Raw genomic sequence first — 16,134 nt, forward strand, 5'->3', positions numbered from 1 at the left:
TCGATAAGCCCTAACAGCAATGTTAGGGCTTTTTCGTATCTGGAATTTATCTATTTCTATTGTCGCGGCCGTCCAGTCCAACAGCATCCCTGCTTAACAGTCCAGCTCGGCATCGCTACCTCACATTCGTCGGCGTAAAATTTAAATCTCAGCCTACTTTTTGTCTAAGTTTGTCCCACTTATTTCATATTATGCCTTTCTCGCACAGAATGGCGCTTGTGCGCGACTTGGCAGTATTGACCTGTGACACTGATCTCGGACAAATTTAACGGTATAATGCCTTATGTCTTTCATGAGTAACGAAAATGAATTGTCGTCTTGGGTGTGGTGCTTGCTGTATTGCGCCTTCAATTAGCAGCGGTATTCCTGGTATGCCAAATGGTAAGGCTGCGGGTGAGCGTTGTGTGCAGCTGAGTGATGCCAATTTATGTTTGATCTTCGGCTCGCCCGATCGTCCCGCGGTTTGTAGTGATTTTGATGCATCGGAAGATGTATGTGGTCATTCGAACGAAGAGGCGCTTTGGTTGATTACCCAACTCGAAGCTCAAACCTCTCATTAAGTTTATCGCTGACAGGTGAAATATGCAGTTAACTCGTTATACCGATTTTGGCGTTCGTACCTTGATGTATTTGGCGGTTCAGCCAGACAGAACCACTTTATTTAGAATTGCTGAAATTACTCAGGTATTTGATCTGTCTCCAAATCATGTCTCTAAGATAGTGCATCATTTAGGCAAGATGGGTTACCTCGAAACCATTCGCGGTAAGATGGGCGGTTTCCGTTTGGGTAAGCCTGCGAGTGAGATTAACTTAGGTCAGTTAGTTCGGGTATTAGAAAACTCGTTGGCGCCGATTGATTGCAGCAAACCTTACTGCCGATTCACGCCTGCCTGTAAGCTGAAAGGCGTATTAGCACAAGCAGTTGAAGCGTATTTGAATGTGCTCGATCAATATACTCTGCTGGACATTGTGAGTAATCGTGATGAGTTACTTGCCTTGTTGCCTGACATGTCTATCTCAGTGTTACAGCTGGATTAGTTCCATTTTTGTGTGCAATGCCGATGGCGAGCAAGCTTGATGCAGGTACTAGATCAATCCCCTCGGTTTTTAGTCTTTGTAGATTGGCCTTTAAGAAGCGCATGGTTTCTGGATAAGGATGGGCAATCGCCACTAGGTTACCTTGAGTATGTGCCTGACTTATCATTAAGCTAAATTGTCTTTCGAGTGCTTTGGTACTGGTATCATTGTCTAGAAACAGTTGGCGTTTTAATAACGGCACGCCCAACTGATCCGCTGTTTCTCCCGCCTTAGTGAACCTTGTTGTCATACTATCGATAAAATACAGATGCTTTTGTTTGAGGGTTTCCATCACCCACAGCATAGGATCATCGAGTTGAGTCAGTAAGCTCCCCATGTGGTTATTGGCACCTTTAGCAAACGGAACGCTGTTAATTGCATCGACAACACTGGCGCGTATTTGCGCCTCAGTCATAGTATTGGTCAATCCACCCAGCCCTAACGCCTTACCATTAAGCGCTTGCATAGGCAGATGCAGCATGATTTCGTGGCCCTTTTTATGGCCGGCATTGGCGAGTTCTTTGCCAAGAGGTGTATGAGGCAACACTGATAATGTGACAGTGCTGGGCAGTGCCAGCACGGCTTGATCGGTATGACGATAACCTATGTCATCAATAATGAGGGCAATTTGAGCAGCATGACTTTGAGAAATGCTTAGGGCCAATAGGGCCAAGGAATAAAGTAAGCGCACAGTTTCTTCTTATTAGTCATGATGCTGTATCCATGCAATGGCTGAGGTCACTTGATGATCTTGGGCCAGAGATGCATGGGCGGATAGGGCGTCGATTATAGCCAAATTACCCGCGCCGGAACCAGTTTCTGCGGCAATTTTTATGTCTGGGACGATTCCTATATTGTGAATGTTTTCACCTCTGGGGGTATTGTACTGAGCAATGGTGAGTTTTATCGCGTTACCATCTTCTAAGATGGGGATCAGGCTTTGTACTGTGCCTTTACCGAAACTGGTCTCACCTAACAGCTTAGCCCGACCATTTTCCTGCAGTGCGGCGGCGAGCACTTCGGATGCAGAGGCCGAGCCTTTGTTGATCAACACTAGCATGGGCACGTTAGTCAGCATGGTTTGTGGTGAGGCGTAGTAGTCGGAGTTGGCATCGAAGAAGCGGCCAGAGGTTGAGACTATTCGGCCCTTGGCGAGGAATAGGTCAGCAATTTTAACGGCTTGGTCGAGCAGGCCGCCGGGATTATTACGTAAATCTAAGATGAGCCCGGCGAGCGGTTTGTTTTGCCATTGGCTGAGTGAGCGCACCATATCTTCGGTCGAGTTTTCTTGGAAGCTACTTAATCTGACATAACCAATATTGCCATCAAGCAGTTGAGTGGTGACAGATTCGATAGTGATAGTGCTCGGCTTGAGTGACACTTCGAAGGTCGCATCGTCATTGCTGTGTTTAAGCACTAACTTAATGCTTTGATTGCTGAGGCTATGTTTTTTTATCTCGGCAAGGATATTGGCGAGGTTAGTCTCGGTCGCCAGTGTGTCGTTGAGCTTAACGATAATGTCGCCTGCGCGTATTCCCGCTTGTTCTGCAGGGGAATGGGCGAAGGGGGCGATGATGTTGATGTGGTCATTTTGGGTTGCGACTTCGAAACCGAAACCAAAATATTCGCCGCGATTGGAGTCTTTGAGATCGAGTAATTCTTGGTGATTCAAAAAGCTGGAATAGGGATCTAAGTGCTCAAAAATACCTTTGATTGCCGCTTGCACTAACTCTTCTTTCGAAACGGTTTTTACGTAATAAGTTTCAACGGTTTCAAGCACATCTTGCAGTAACGGATAGTCAAAATCACTGCGATAGGACTTAGCGTTCTCTTGACTAGAGAGGCTGATGGATAGGCCCAAAGTTAGGCCTAATCCAACGCAACTAATATAGCGGATCATGTGTTTCATAGCCGTCCCCTGTGATGAGGGGACCGTTATGATTAGCGACAGTATTTCGCTGGATCGACGGCTTGCCCCTTGTGCCTTATTTCAAAGTATAGGCCAGCCTCGCTCTGTCCACCCGAACGTCCGACTAAAGCTATCGCTTCGCCGCTTTTTACCATGTCGCCAGGGCTTTTTAATAGGGTTTGAGCATGGCCGTAAAGGCTCATATAACCTTTGCCATGATCGATGACCATCACCAGACCAAAACCACGTAACCAGTCGGCATAAATAACCTTACCACCTGAAACGGCTCGAATATTTTGCCCTTCTGGCGCGGATAACATAGTGCCTTTCCACACCACTTGGCCGGAACGTTGGCTGCCAAAGCTGGCACTGACGCGACCTTTAGTTGGCCATTTGAGTTTGCCACTTTGTTTACCAAAACCTTCCATCGAAGGATTGTCTTTCATGGCTCGCAGCGCTTGTTCGACCACGCGCTTCAAGCTGGCCTCTTCAATTTGCAACTGTTCCAGCTCAGCACCCTTAGAATTTAAGGTGCGTTGTAGCTCTTTAATGGTCAGTTGTCGCTGATCTTGCTCTTGGCTCAAACGTTTGGCTTGGACCTGTTGTTCGGCGACGAGTTTGGTTAATTGCTTTTGCTTACTCGTTTGCGACACCTTGATCTCATCTAGCTCGGTCAAGGTTTGCTTTAATTCGTTGATCGACTTCATCCGCGCTTTATTGAGGTATTGGTAATAGGCCAACATACGCTCGATAGTGGCAGGACTTTGCTGATTGAGCATCATCTTAGTGTAATCGTGATTACCGGCAAGATAGGCGCTCGACAGCTGTTTCGACAGTGTTTGTTGCTGACTCACTTTAAGCGTTTCTAACTCATCTTGACGTTGTTTCAGCTCGGTCAGTTTAGTGTCGATTTGCGCTAAGCTATTTTTGGTGCTGTTGACTTTTTTGGCCGCTGACGCAATCGCTTCTTCATCGCTACGCAGCAATGACAGCAATTTTTCTCTTTGTTTACTGGTGGTTTTTAACGCGCTTTGTTGTTGATTTATTTGCGATTGGATTGATTTCAACTCGGACTGACGCTTCTCCAAATCAGAAGCGTTGGCCGAGAAAGATAACATCATAAAGCCAGCAATAATGCTGGCTTTAACAAGGAGTCGAGTGCTCACTAGGTAACGGTTACTCTTTAATGTGGATTAAGGGCTTGCCCGTCATCTCTGTTGGAATGGCTTCGCCAATCAAGGTCAAGATAGTCGGTGCGACATCGCTGAGTTTACCACCTTCATCTATGGTCGCATCGCGGCCAACAAAGATGAAAGGTACCAGTTCACTGGTGTGGGCTGTGTGCGCCTGACCTGTGGTTTCGTCCGTCATTTGCTCGGCGTTGCCGTGGTCGGCGGTAATAATGCATTCACCACCCACTTTCGCCAGCGCATCAACTACACGGCCGATACAAGCGTCAACCGCTTCACAGGCTTTAACGGCGGCATCGAAATTACCCGTGTGGCCAACCATGTCGCCATTCGGATAGTTACAGATGATCACGTCGTACTTGGTCGACTCAATCGCCGCCACTAACTTGTCGGTCAGCTCGGCTGAACTCATCTCAGGCTGTAGATCGTAAGTCGCCACTTTAGGTGAGTTGATTAGGATGCGATCTTCACCTTCGAATGGCTCTTCTTTGCCGCCGTTGAAGAAGAAAGTCACATGGGCGTATTTCTCAGTTTCAGAGATACGCAGTTGAGTACGACCTTGTTTTTGCAGCACTTCACCTAAGGTATTCACCAAGTTTTCAGATGGATACGCGATAGGGGCTTTGATGTCGCCGGCGTACTCAGTCAGAGTGACAAAGTGCATTTTCGGCACGACAGCGCGTTCAAAACCATCGAAGTCTGGATTGATAAAGCTACGGGTGATTTGGCGGGCACGGTCGGCACGGAAGTTCATAAATATCAGTGCATCGCCATCTTGCAAGGTGGCAACTTGGCCGTCAGCATCTGTAATTGCCGATGAAGAGACGAACTCGTCGTTCTCGTTACGCTCGTAAGCCGCTTCCAATGCAGTAACAGCATTGTCGTATTGGAATTTTGACTTGCCTTGGGTGATCAAATCGTAGGCTTGCGAGACGCGATCCCAACGATTATCCCTGTCCATTGCAAAGTAACGACCAATAATCGAGGCGATACGGCCATGGCCTAATGTAGTAAACAGATCATCAAAATGGCTCAAGCTGCCCTTAGCGCTACGCGGTGGTGTATCGCGGCCGTCGAGGAAAGCGTGCAAGTAAACCTTAGTTGCGCCACGGGCAACGGCCATACGGCACATAGCTTCGATATGCTCTTCATGGCTGTGAACACCACCGGCAGAAAGCAGACCCATAATGTGCACTGCGCCGCCGGCTTTAATGGCCGAGTCAACCGCATCACACAGGGTTGGATTTTGCTCAAACTCATGATCTGCAATGGCTTTACTGATGCGAGTGAGTTCTTGATACACCACACGGCCAGAGCCTAAGTTAATGTGGCCAACTTCAGAATTTCCCATCTGGCCATCAGGTAAGCCTACATCTAAGCCAGAACCTGAAATTAAACTATGGGGATATTGAGCGTTGAGACGGTCGAGTACCGGAGTATTGGCGTGGAAAATCGCATTGTTATGCGTGTTTTCACGGTAGCCCCAGCCATCGAGGATCAACAACGCGAGCGGACGTTTAGCTGTCGTCATAGTGATACCTTTAAGTTTTATAGAAGCGATAGAAATCTGAAATTGGTCAAATATTACTACGTTAGCGGGGTATGAAAAAGCGCTTTACCCCGATTAAGGTCATCGAATCACTAATTCGCCCGATTCTGTGAGTGGCTTGTGACAAGTGCTGGACCAATTGCGCTAAAAGTGCGATCTCGAACTGTGACTAAACTGCTGCAATCTGCCAAGGCAATCGGTATACTCTGTGCCCTTATCGAATTTTCGCCATTTATGCGGGCAATCATCATGCAAGAATATATCGAATTTTTTAAAGCTCACTCAATGCTCAGTCTGGCCTGGGTGGGATTATTTGTTGTGCTTGTTGCGAGTCTCATCAAATCGAGCATGTCAAAGATCAAAAGTATTTCTCACCAAGAACTGACGATTATGGTGAACAGACAGGACGCTAAAGTGGTTGATGTGCGCTCAAGTGATGAGTTCCGCAAGGGGCATATTGTTGATGCAATTAACGTTACGCTAGCAGATATTAAAAATAATCAGATATCTGCCCTTGAAAAGTATAAAGCGAGTCCCATTATATTGGTATGCAATGCTGGCATGACCTCGTCTCAAGCCGCTCAGCTTTTGAGTAAGCAAGGTTTTGAAAACCTGTACAACTTGAAAGGTGGTATGGGTGAATGGCAGGCAGCAAATATGCCTGTTTCAAAAAGCAAAAGATAAGTTGTCGGCGGCAGTTATGATTTAAGCTGTACTCAATCCACCGGATAGTGCAGTAATAAAGTCATCATTGTTTGGCATACTGATCCTGCGGTCGCTAAGGGCTTAATGTAAGTTTTTAGACTGGTTCGATCGATACCCGAATATGGGTGAAAGTTGGGATGATACCGAGATCTGATACAGGCCTTGAGTAACATAAGCCCCGAGCCAATTTACGTTCAAAGATGAATTGGCTTTCAAATAATAATTGGCTTTCAACGAAAAGCCGATACAACATTGATAGGATAGGTAGGAAATTATGGCTGAAGTAGCAAACAACGAACAACAAGCCCCACAATTCAACATCCAACGTGTTTACACTAAAGATGTGTCTTTCGAAACGCCTAACAGCCCAGCTGTATTCCAAAAAGAATGGAACCCAGAAGTTAAGTTAGATTTAGACACGCGCAGTGCTAAATTAGCTGACGATGTATATGAAGTTGTCCTGTCTTTAACGGTAACGGCACAAAACGGTGGCGATACTGCTTTCCTATGTGAAGTACAACAAGCTGGTATCTTCTCTATCACTGGTCTGACTGAGCCACAACTGGCACATTCATTAGGTGCATACTGCCCTAACATCCTATTCCCATATGCTCGCGAAACCGTGGGCAGCTTAGTCGGTCGTGGTACTTTCCCACAACTGAACTTAGCACCAGTTAACTTCGACGCGCTGTTTGCCCAATACGTGCAACAACGTCAAGCTGCTGCGACTGCACCAGCTGCCGAAGAAGCTAACGCTTAATTTCATGAAAAACTCTGCCGATATCACGGTATTAGGGGCGGGCTCTTATGGCACCGCCCTTGCCATTTCTTTAGCTAGCAATGGTCATAAGACCTTGTTATGGGGACACGATCCTGTCCACATGCAAACGCTCGCTCAAGACAAGTGCAACCAAGCGTTTTTGCCTGGTATTGCGTTTCCTGATTGTTTACAGATCGAAGCCGATTTAGCCAAAGCCTTAGCTGCCAGTAACAATGTGTTAGTGGTAGTACCAAGCCATGTGTTTGGTACTGTGCTTGAGCAAGCTAAACCGTTACTCCGTAGCGATGCGCGCATCGTATGGGCAACGAAAGGGCTCGAACCTGAAACCGGACGTTTGCTGCAAGATGTGGCCCGTGATGTGTTAGGTGAGCAATATCCGCTGGCGGTGTTATCTGGGCCGACCTTCGCGAAAGAATTAGCCATGGGTTTACCTACGGCCATTTCAGTCGCGGGGACTTGTCCTACGTTCACCAACGATCTCGTCGAGCTGTTACACAGCCCTAAACGTTTGCGGGTTTACGCCAACGACGACTTTACCGGACTGCAACTTGGCGGCGCGGTAAAGAACGTGATCGCGATTGGTGCGGGCATGTCTGACGGTATCGGCTTTGGTGCCAATGCCAGAACAGCCTTGATCACCCGTGGTTTAGTCGAATTGACGCGTTTAGGCGAAGCCTTAGGAGCCAATGCGGCCACCTTTATGGGCATGGCGGGGTTAGGCGACTTAGTGTTGACTTGTACCGACAATCAATCCCGTAACCGTCGTTTTGGATTAGCCTTAGGTAAAGGCTGTGATGTGATGACAGCACAGGCTGAAATCGGCCAAGTGGTTGAAGGTTATCGCAATACTAAAGAAGTCTTTACGCTTGCGAAACGCCTTGGGGTTGAAATGCCAATCACCGAGCAAATCTACCAAGTTTTGTATCAAGGTAAAGCTCCGGTTGATGCTGCGAAAGAATTGCTCAGCAGAGAAAAGAAATCAGAAACGCCCGCGCAATAAACCGCGAGCCGTGATGATGCTGAATAAAAGAAAGGGTGCTAAAATAGCGCCCTTTTTTGTGCATGGACTTCTGGTGTGCAAGATGTATCCCCGGTCGCTAGGGCCCTTGATGTTCGCGACATCAAGGGCATTTCTTCCATCCCTGGAGGTCAGATGGTGAAAGAGAGGATTTATACAAGGAAGTATTTATCCCCGGTCGCCAGGGATGGTGAAAGAGGGGATTTGTGCCTAACGTTTGAGCCTATCTTTGCTCCGTTTAGCGGTTGCTGACTTGCTTGCTAAAGGTTCGCGAATCAGCAAACTGCCCGTTGGCAGCCAATACCAATCAACTTATCTGTGTGGAGTAAGAGCGTGAAACATCATGATGTCATTATTATCGGAGCCGGCGCCGCGGGATTGATGTGTGCAGCGACCGCAGGTTACCGAGGCCGTGATGTTCTCGTTCTCGACAATGCCAAGCAAGCGGGGCGTAAAATCCTCATCAGCGGTGGTGGGCGTTGTAACTTCACCAACCTTAAAGTCGAGCCCGCTAATTTCCTTTGTGGTAATCCCCACTTTGTTAAGTCGGCACTCGCGCGTTATCCGTCGCAGCAGTTTATTGAACTGGTCGAGCGCCACGGCATTGAATACCACGAGCGCGATCACGGCCAACTGTTTTGCAATGACTCGGCCAAAGAGATAGTCACTATGCTATTGACCGAGTGCGAATGGGCGGGCGTTACCATTAAGCTGCGCACCGATATTCTTGCCGTTAAAAAAACCGAGGCAGGGCGCTTTGAGCTCAACACCTCTAACGGCGAACTGAGCTGCGACTCACTGGTTATCGCCACGGGTGGCTTATCCATGCCTAAACTCGGCGCCACGCCTTACGGTTATCAACTGGCCGAGCAGTTTGGCCTCAAAGTATTGCCAACTCACGCGGGTTTAGTGCCTTTTACATGGCACAGTGAAGATAAAATTCGCTTCGAACCTTTGTCGGGCATAGCCGTGCCGAGCCGCATTACCGCCAAAGATGGCACTGCGTTTAGCGAAGCGCTGTTATTCACTCACCGCGGCTTATCTGGCCCTGCAGTGTTGCAGATTTCCAACTATTGGAAAGCGGGCGAAACCATAGAAATCGATCTCTTGCCTAATATGGATTTGGCGCAATTGCTAGAGCAGCAGCTCACTGCCCATCCTAAGCAAAGCCTGCGCAACACTCTCAGCCAATGGTTGCCTAAACGTTTGGTCGAAGTGCTATTCGATGAAGCCTTGTTAAACAAAGCCTTAAATCAGCTAGTGCACGCCGAGCGCGCTAAGCTGGTGGATGATCTCCACCGCTGGACAGTATTGATGAACGGCACCGAAGGCTACCGCACCGCCGAAGTGACCTTAGGTGGTATTGATAGTAATGAGCTGTCATCTAAAACCATGGAAGCCAGCAAAGTCGCAGGACTCTACTTTATCGGTGAAGTCATGGACGTAAGTGGTTGGTTAGGCGGGTTTAATTTTCAATGGGCCTGGGCATCTGGCGTGGCTGCAGGACAAGCGGTTTAGAGGTATATCCTGCTTGTTAGCTTGTTTGTGATCAACTACTTCCATAATGGGTGATCTTGCCAATTTTCAGGTAAACCCATTGCAACTCGCCAGCGTTTTTGTTCTGCAAATGGTGTGAGGAGTTCACTTATTGAGTTTGCCCAGATGTCACCATTGTCAGTTACACGTAGTAAATGTTTTAGCATCAACAAGATATAGAATATGCGATTATTTGTAGGGGTAATTGGGGGGCGCCAAGTATGTTCTTTAACTTTATCTGGTCTTATGGCTAATTCTCGATTCCAAAGGCGACTGTGGTGAGCACAAATATTACGCACATAAGTTAGGGTGTGTAGCCAGTCACCTAAACGTTTGTAGTGTAAATTAAATTGTTGTGCGATGGCTTTTTTATCCTCAACACCATTTTTCTGGTCATTGATTAGTCCCATATAGCCAAAAGATAAAGCACCTAAAGACATGACTTCAGTTAGCATCCATATTGGAATCGTTGGAAAGCCTTTATACTTCCTTTGGTAGTGATTGATAAACTCATCACTTGAGCGTGACGCTTCGTCTTCTAGCTTTTTCAGCCAGTTCTGATGATTAAAGCCAGAGTGAAAGTTTTGTGCGTTGGCATGTCCAAAGGCACCGTATGTGTGACCTATATGGTAGGTAAACTGGGTTCTAATCACCACCTCAACTCGCTCAATAGCATCCAATACCAGAGCGCGGAGTTTTCGGTCAAATTCATACAGTGCAATTGCTGAATCGAAATGAGTTTCTGGTTCGAATCGGCTTGTTACAATACCGTGTTCGTTTCGAGCTCGAAAAGGATACCAATAGCCGCTTAATCGATAATAGCTGATGCATGCAAGCTGATTTAAGGCGCGAGTGGGATCTACAAAGATCATCCCCTTACCCTTAAGATGCTCAAGTTGCTCAGAAAAAAGCAGTGCAGGCTTTTGATAGAATATATCGGACATAATATCAGCTTAGCCAACTATAGCTGGCAAAGAAAAACCGCCAAGGTTGCGCGACACCCTTTCGGGTACTAAGCGTGGCGGTTATGTTGTGGATATTATGGCCGATGATGACAAGATCGTCAATTATAAACAGCTCTTGCGTCATTTAGCTTCCGCTTATTATTGTGGATACGTGGTAAAAGAAACGGACGATGTGTTTAGCATGTGAACATGCTCGAATAGCGGCACTGACTATTTTTCAGTGCCAGCCGTCCAACTAATTAATTTAACCAATTGCCAGTTTGGTTTCTGCGTAGCGCAGTTTTTTCACCCTTGGATTGGCAAGAAAGTAGGCGAGCATGAGTGGGCCGAGGCGACCCATGAACATCATAAAGATGATGATGGCTTGGCCTAGATTGGTGAGGTTGCCTGTTAAACCGCGGGATAAACCGACAGTGCCCAGTGCGGATATGGCCTCGAAAACGATATCGATTAACGGCGCTTTCTCGCTTAATACCAGTATGAAGATGGCCAGCCAAGATACGACCAGAGAGATGATGGTCAGCGCTAAGGCTTTGCTGACGGTATCTTTGGGGATTTCCCGTTTAAACACATAGATGGCTTCGTCGCGGCGTAAATAACCATAAGTGGCCAAAATCAGCACCATAAAGGTGACGACTTTAATGCCGCTGGCGGTACTTAATGAGCCGCCGCCGATAAACATCAGCACGAGTATGAGCAAGGTACTGGCGTCTTCGAGTTGGTCAATCGCTAGGGTATTAAAGCCTGCGGTGCGCGGGGTTACGGCTTGAAACCAAGAGGCCAACCATTTGCCGAGTTCGCTTAAGGGCGCCAAGGTGTTGGGGTTGTTGTACTCAATAAAGTAAATCGCAATCACGGCGACCGTGTTGATGACAATAGTGCCAGTAATCATCATGCGGCTGTAAACGGTGAGTTTTGACCAACGTTTGTTCCTACGCAGATCTATCCACACCGAAAATCCTAAACCACCAATAATAAACAAAGCTGTGATGGTCAGGTTGATCACGGGATCGGCCACATAGGGCATTAAGCTATCTGGGCTTAGGGCAAAACCCGCGTTATTAAAGGCGCTAATGGTATAGAAAAAGCCGTGGAATAAGCTAGTTTGCCAGCCCAGCTCGCCGCTCCAGTAGACAGATAAAATCAGCATGCCGACGGCTTCAACCAATAGCGAAAACGCTAGCACGGCTTTTGCGGTCGAGACTAATGTCGATGTATCGGTTTGATTAAACGCCTCTTTTGCGACGGTTTGCTGCAAGAAGCCAATCTTACCGCCAAGGGCGATAAGGGTGACAATCGCAAAGGTCATCAAGCCTAAACCCCCGCATTGAATTAACAGCGCGATTATCACTTGGCCAAAGGGCGTGAACACACTTCCAGTATCGACGACCACAAGCCCGGTTACTGTCACCGCCGAGGTGACGGTAAACAGGCTTTGCAGCCAAGTAATGGGCGACACAGTGGCGATGGGCAGTTTAAGTAAACATGTGCCGACGAGGATTAACAGAGCAAAGCTTGCACTTAAGATAAAGGGCGGCGCGCCAAAGAGTTTTTTGCCGGTTTTAGGAGCGTGCTCTAGGGTGAGCGAAGGATGCCATTGAACCACCTTACACCAACCTTGGCGCGAGCTGTTTTAACTCGGCACGGCTACCGCAAAGGAATAAGGCATCCTCTGTGTGCAAGGTAAAATCGCTATCAATCTTGCTAAATACGCTCTGCTCACGTTTGACCATTAACGGTGCGACTTTGCCCTTAGGGCTGCGTTGCACGTTAGTTTGCTCATCAGTGTTTTTCTCTTGCAAGTTCCCCAGTAGTTGGCCAACAGTGGCTTGATGCAAATGGGCTTTAATATGGATTTCAACAATATAGAGCCCATCGCCGATAGCGAGAAAGTTATTAACCATAGGGTGGTTTAGCGACTGGGCGACGCGGACCCCCATATCCTCTTCAGGGTGGATAATCCGAGTAACATCGAGTTTAGACAATATGGTGTGGTGCGCCTTATTGCTGGCTTTAACCCAAATATTTTGCACGCCGAGATTTTTCAGTGCCAGTGTGCACAGCAGGCTCGATTGCATATCAAAACCGATAGCGACAATCACAACTTCGCTACTGGCAAGATCGAGTTCCCTTAGTGACGCCTCATCTGCGCAATCGCAAATTACGGCTTCGGTAAGAACTTCTACATATTTTTCAACAGCTTTATGGTCATTATCGACACCAGTGACCGTATGACCTAAGTGGATCAGTTCTCGGCTCACTGCGACGCCGAAGCGGCCTAATCCGATGACAGTAAAATGTGCCATTTCATATCCTTGTATGGTTGAGCTAAAGAGTGAGGCGAGCTGGCCTAGGGCGGGCCGAGGTCTGTTAGTCGATACCCTAAGCCGGGCTCGGTTTTGATCAGTTGTTGTTCGTCACTATCGTTAAGTTTTTTGCGCAGTTGGCTGACTAAAATCCGTAGATAATGGCCATCTTCCTGGTGAGTTTCGCCCCAGATATTGCGCAGCAGGTCGCTCTGTTTCAGCAATTTCCCAGGGTGGGACATTAACTGAACGAGTAGGGCAAACTCCTTTTTGGTGAGGGCGATTTCCTGCTGGTTAAGCCAGCATTGATGGCTGCTCTTTTGTAGAGTGAGCGGGCCAAATTGCAGCATATCGGCGCCGCTTGAGGTATCCACAAGGTCGCGAACCAACACCTTGATACGCACGATTAATTCCCTGATCCCAAAGGGCTTACTCAGGTAATCGTTAGCACCGGCCTCGAGTAGGCGGATTTTTTCTTCCTCCTGATCGCGGGCGGTGAGTACTAGCACAGGGGTCTTATCCTGCTGGCGCAGCGCATGGAGTAACTCGATGCCATCACCATCGGGCAGGCCCAGGTCGAGCACGATAAGGTGCGGTTGATGGCTGCGGTACTGTTTGAGCGCCGTGGCTATGCTGGTGGCGCTTATGTATTCAAAGCCTTCCGCCTCGAGTGAGATCCGCATAAAGGTATGAATTTGCGGCTCATCATCCACGACTAACACCTTGTAAGCCATTTATACATTTTCCTTCGTTATCGGTAACGCGATGCGGATCAGACTGCCTTGAGCAACATTTTCGGCACTGAGACTCCCGTTATGGGCAATAATAATGCCTTTGGCGACAGGAAGGCCCAATCCTGCGCCGCCATCGGTAGAAGGATGTTGGCGGTAAAACAGTTCGAAAATCGCCTCCTTTTGAGATGGGGCTATGCCTTGTCCTAAGTCTTGAATATCGATGCGCAGCATATCTTGGTGGCGATAGAGATTGACTGTTACAGGTTGGCTGGTGGGTGAATAGTACAGGGCATTGTCGAGCACATTAAAAATCGCCTGTTCAATCAAAGAGCTGCAAATCATTAATGGTGGTAGCTCTGGCTCACTGTGAATTTTGATCCTAGGTTGCGCGGTTTGAAAGCGGGCGATAGTGCGCTGTAACACTTCGCGCAGATTGGCTTCGTCTAGGTTAAATTTGAGTGCGCCGTGTTGTAACTTAGTGGCCTGTAACAGGTTTTCGATATATTGATGCAGACGATGACTCTCGGCGGCCGCGCTATCAATCAGCTCAGTCTTTTGCGACGCACTGAGCTTAGGCATGTATTCCTTCAGGGTCGTTAAGGTGCCGATAATGGTCGAGAGCGGGGTGCGTAAGTCATGGGAAACCGACAATAAGATGCTGTTGCGTAACTGAGCCTGTTCGAGTGCCGCCTGCTGGCGGCGATAAAGTTCGGCCAATTTGCTGGTGGTGAGGGCGACAAGTAGAAACACAGTTAAATTGAGAATGTCCTCAAGATTGAACATCTGTAGCGAATAACGCGGTGTGGTAAACAGAAAATTAAAACTGGTCGCCTCAAATACTGCCGCAAAATAGGCAAAGTTGGTGTTGCATTGTAGGGCGATAGCCACCACGGCCAATTGTAAGATCAGCAGCACGGCTATGGTGGAACCAGCAAAATAATCGATAAATGCACTGCTAAAAATCGCGATAACTAGCACTGTGCCAGTAAAAAATGTTGGGTGCGAACGCCAGTATTGAGTCATGGGAGCCGCTATGGATGAAGTCATGGATAGAAAGACGCATATAAAGAAAGTGTCTGTACTCTAACAAAGCCATTTTAAGATAGCGCGTAAAAAATCCGTAAAATTTATAGCCCAGTGAGTAGCTTAGCGTGCAGTTTACTCGGGATGTTCTCGCACACTCATATCAAGCTGCGAGCTAATAATCAGGCTTACCACATAGACTCATGGGGTAAGCCATCCTAGGCGTGGGCAGTTATCGGATTGACGCTAATGGGCTAGCTATCAAGTATTTGCCTGCCATTATTTAGCTGAAGATCACCAAGGTATCGGCGGTGGCACTAAGCGCTTGCCGTTATAGCCGGGCACAGTATCAAAACGTGTCGAGTGGGCCTCCCAATCAGCTTGGGCTTTAGCGATTTCGTCTTTGCTGTGGCCGACAAAATTCCACCAAATACTGACAGGGTCGGCCAGTGGTGCGCCGCCAATCAAGAGTATGCGACAACCCGCGTCGAGTTCGACTGTGACGCTTTCACGTAACATGCCCAGATAGGCGAGATCATTATTATTGAAACTTTGGTCATCGATACGGAAAAAGCCTTCGAGTGGCATGAGGGCGTATTCAAAACTCGGGTCGAGAGTCAGGGTAAGCTCAGTGTTTTCGGCGGCAAATAAATCCATCGCCACTATCGGCGAGAAGTGCAATGTGGGCGCCTGTTGCTGCTGCCAACGGCCAATCAGCAGAGTGAAATCAACGCCCGCATTGTGCCACGTAGGGAGTTCGGGATAGTGATCGAACCTCGGGCTTGTGTCTTTATGCTCAAGCGGTAGGGCAATCCACAGCTGCGCCGCGTGCAGAGTGCTATGGCCTGCTACGGACTCTTCGGTGTGGGCGATACCGTGTCCGGCGGTCATCAAGTTAACTTGTTTGGGGCGGATCACTTGGGCGCTGCCGAGACTGTCCTTGTGCATGATTTCGCCTTCGAGCATCCAAGTAAAAGTTTGTAGCCCAATATGTGGATGCTGACCAACGTTTAGCTCTGGGCCGTCGGTGACTGGGCCAATATGGTCGAGGAAACACCAAGGGCCGATAAGACGACGCTCTTTTTGTGGAATAGCCCGTGCGACGGGAATACCGCCAACATCACTGATTTTGGGGGAAATTCGTTGAACTTGAATGCGGCCATTTTCAATAGGGCATTCCTTAGGGCCACCATAAAACTGTGCTTGAACTTCACTCATGTTCGCTCCTTATTCCTTGGTGAGGACACACTTAGTTAGTGTTTATCTGGCATGCTGAACTGGTTTTAGATTTCATCTTGTATTCGAGCCGAAGGTTTTAGCTTCGGGTATTCCCGTGGATTT

General features: G+C 47.9%; 16 protein-coding genes. 6 read left to right on the top strand and 10 right to left on the bottom strand.

Going from position 1 to position 16,134, the window contains the following annotated elements:
* Positions 1–305: 305 nt before the first annotated feature.
* Both Q4Q49_RS08450 and Q4Q49_RS08455 read left to right on the top strand, forming a co-directional pair.
* Positions 306–560 carry a YkgJ family cysteine cluster protein gene (locus Q4Q49_RS08450; protein WP_006083785.1) on the top strand — a complete coding sequence of 85 codons (255 nt, stop codon included), beginning with the start codon at positions 306–308 and terminating at the stop codon, positions 558–560.
* Positions 561–582: 22 nt separating this feature from the next.
* A complete protein-coding gene (locus Q4Q49_RS08455; RefSeq protein ID WP_006083784.1) occupies positions 583–1,038 on the top strand; it encodes an Rrf2 family transcriptional regulator in 456 nt (151 codons plus the stop codon).
* On the opposite strand, the gene Q4Q49_RS08460 is transcribed toward Q4Q49_RS08455, so the two are convergent.
* The 4 genes from Q4Q49_RS08460 to gpmM are packed head-to-tail and all read right to left on the bottom strand — an operon-like array spanning position 1,013 to position 5,707.
* The gene (locus Q4Q49_RS08460) at positions 1,013–1,768 is read right to left on the bottom strand and encodes a divergent polysaccharide deacetylase family protein (RefSeq protein ID WP_311999123.1); all 756 of its coding nucleotides are present in this window, start codon (positions 1,766–1,768) and stop codon (positions 1,013–1,015) included. The two genes, Q4Q49_RS08455 and Q4Q49_RS08460, sit on opposite strands and share 26 nt — an antisense overlap.
* A gap of 12 nt (positions 1,769–1,780) precedes the next feature.
* Entirely contained in the window at positions 1,781–2,986 is a 1,206-nt protein-coding gene (locus Q4Q49_RS08465; RefSeq protein ID WP_011848272.1) for a S41 family peptidase, read from the bottom strand.
* Positions 2,987–3,018: 32 nt separating this feature from the next.
* Positions 3,019–4,152 carry a murein hydrolase activator EnvC gene (locus tag Q4Q49_RS08470; RefSeq protein ID WP_107403116.1) on the bottom strand — a complete coding sequence of 378 codons (1,134 nt, stop codon included), beginning with the start codon at positions 4,150–4,152 and terminating at the stop codon, positions 3,019–3,021.
* 10 nt (positions 4,153–4,162) lie between these two features.
* On the bottom strand, positions 4,163–5,707 hold the full coding sequence (gene gpmM / locus Q4Q49_RS08475; RefSeq protein ID WP_311999124.1) for a 2,3-bisphosphoglycerate-independent phosphoglycerate mutase: 1,545 nt from the start codon (positions 5,705–5,707) through the stop codon (positions 4,163–4,165).
* A gap of 267 nt (positions 5,708–5,974) precedes the next feature.
* On the opposite strand from gpmM, the gene Q4Q49_RS08480 reads away from it, so the two are divergent.
* The 4 genes from Q4Q49_RS08480 to Q4Q49_RS08495 all read left to right on the top strand — a co-directional run bounded on the left by Q4Q49_RS08480 (position 5,975) and on the right by Q4Q49_RS08495 (position 9,747).
* On the top strand, positions 5,975–6,409 hold the full coding sequence (locus Q4Q49_RS08480) for a rhodanese-like domain-containing protein (protein WP_106651729.1): 435 nt from the start codon (positions 5,975–5,977) through the stop codon (positions 6,407–6,409).
* Between the two features lie 295 nt (positions 6,410–6,704).
* The gene (gene secB / locus Q4Q49_RS08485) at positions 6,705–7,190 is read left to right on the top strand and encodes a protein-export chaperone SecB (protein WP_006083777.1); all 486 of its coding nucleotides are present in this window, start codon (positions 6,705–6,707) and stop codon (positions 7,188–7,190) included.
* A gap of 4 nt (positions 7,191–7,194) precedes the next feature.
* On the top strand, positions 7,195–8,211 hold the full coding sequence (gene gpsA / locus Q4Q49_RS08490; RefSeq protein WP_311999125.1) for an NAD(P)H-dependent glycerol-3-phosphate dehydrogenase: 1,017 nt from the start codon (positions 7,195–7,197) through the stop codon (positions 8,209–8,211).
* 351 nt (positions 8,212–8,562) lie between these two features.
* Positions 8,563–9,747, top strand: coding sequence for an NAD(P)/FAD-dependent oxidoreductase (locus Q4Q49_RS08495; protein ID WP_311999126.1), 1,185 nt, complete (start codon positions 8,563–8,565; stop codon positions 9,745–9,747).
* Positions 9,748–9,782: 35 nt separating this feature from the next.
* Here the strand turns inward: Q4Q49_RS08495 and Q4Q49_RS08500 are convergent, their stop codons facing one another.
* The 6 genes from Q4Q49_RS08500 to Q4Q49_RS08525 form a co-directional block, all read right to left on the bottom strand.
* The gene (locus Q4Q49_RS08500; protein ID WP_311999127.1) at positions 9,783–10,709 is read right to left on the bottom strand and encodes an Abi family protein; all 927 of its coding nucleotides are present in this window, start codon (positions 10,707–10,709) and stop codon (positions 9,783–9,785) included.
* A gap of 265 nt (positions 10,710–10,974) precedes the next feature.
* Entirely contained in the window at positions 10,975–12,336 is a 1,362-nt protein-coding gene (locus tag Q4Q49_RS08505) for a TrkH family potassium uptake protein (RefSeq protein ID WP_311999128.1), read from the bottom strand.
* Position 12,337: 1 nt separating this feature from the next.
* Positions 12,338–13,036, bottom strand: a complete 699-nt coding sequence (locus Q4Q49_RS08510; protein WP_311999129.1) for a TrkA family potassium uptake protein — start codon at positions 13,034–13,036, stop codon at positions 12,338–12,340.
* 44 nt (positions 13,037–13,080) lie between these two features.
* On the bottom strand, positions 13,081–13,770 hold the full coding sequence (locus Q4Q49_RS08515; protein WP_311999130.1) for a response regulator transcription factor: 690 nt from the start codon (positions 13,768–13,770) through the stop codon (positions 13,081–13,083).
* Complete coding sequence (locus Q4Q49_RS08520; RefSeq protein ID WP_311999131.1) at positions 13,771–14,817, bottom strand: ATP-binding protein; 1,047 nt, start codon at positions 14,815–14,817, stop codon at positions 13,771–13,773.
* Between the two features lie 270 nt (positions 14,818–15,087).
* The gene (locus tag Q4Q49_RS08525; protein ID WP_268650044.1) at positions 15,088–16,011 is read right to left on the bottom strand and encodes a pirin family protein; all 924 of its coding nucleotides are present in this window, start codon (positions 16,009–16,011) and stop codon (positions 15,088–15,090) included.
* Positions 16,012–16,134 lie beyond the last annotated feature (123 nt).

Source organism: Shewanella sp. SP1S1-7 (assembly GCF_031932105.1).
GTDB lineage: Bacteria > Pseudomonadota > Gammaproteobacteria > Enterobacterales > Shewanellaceae > Shewanella > Shewanella baltica.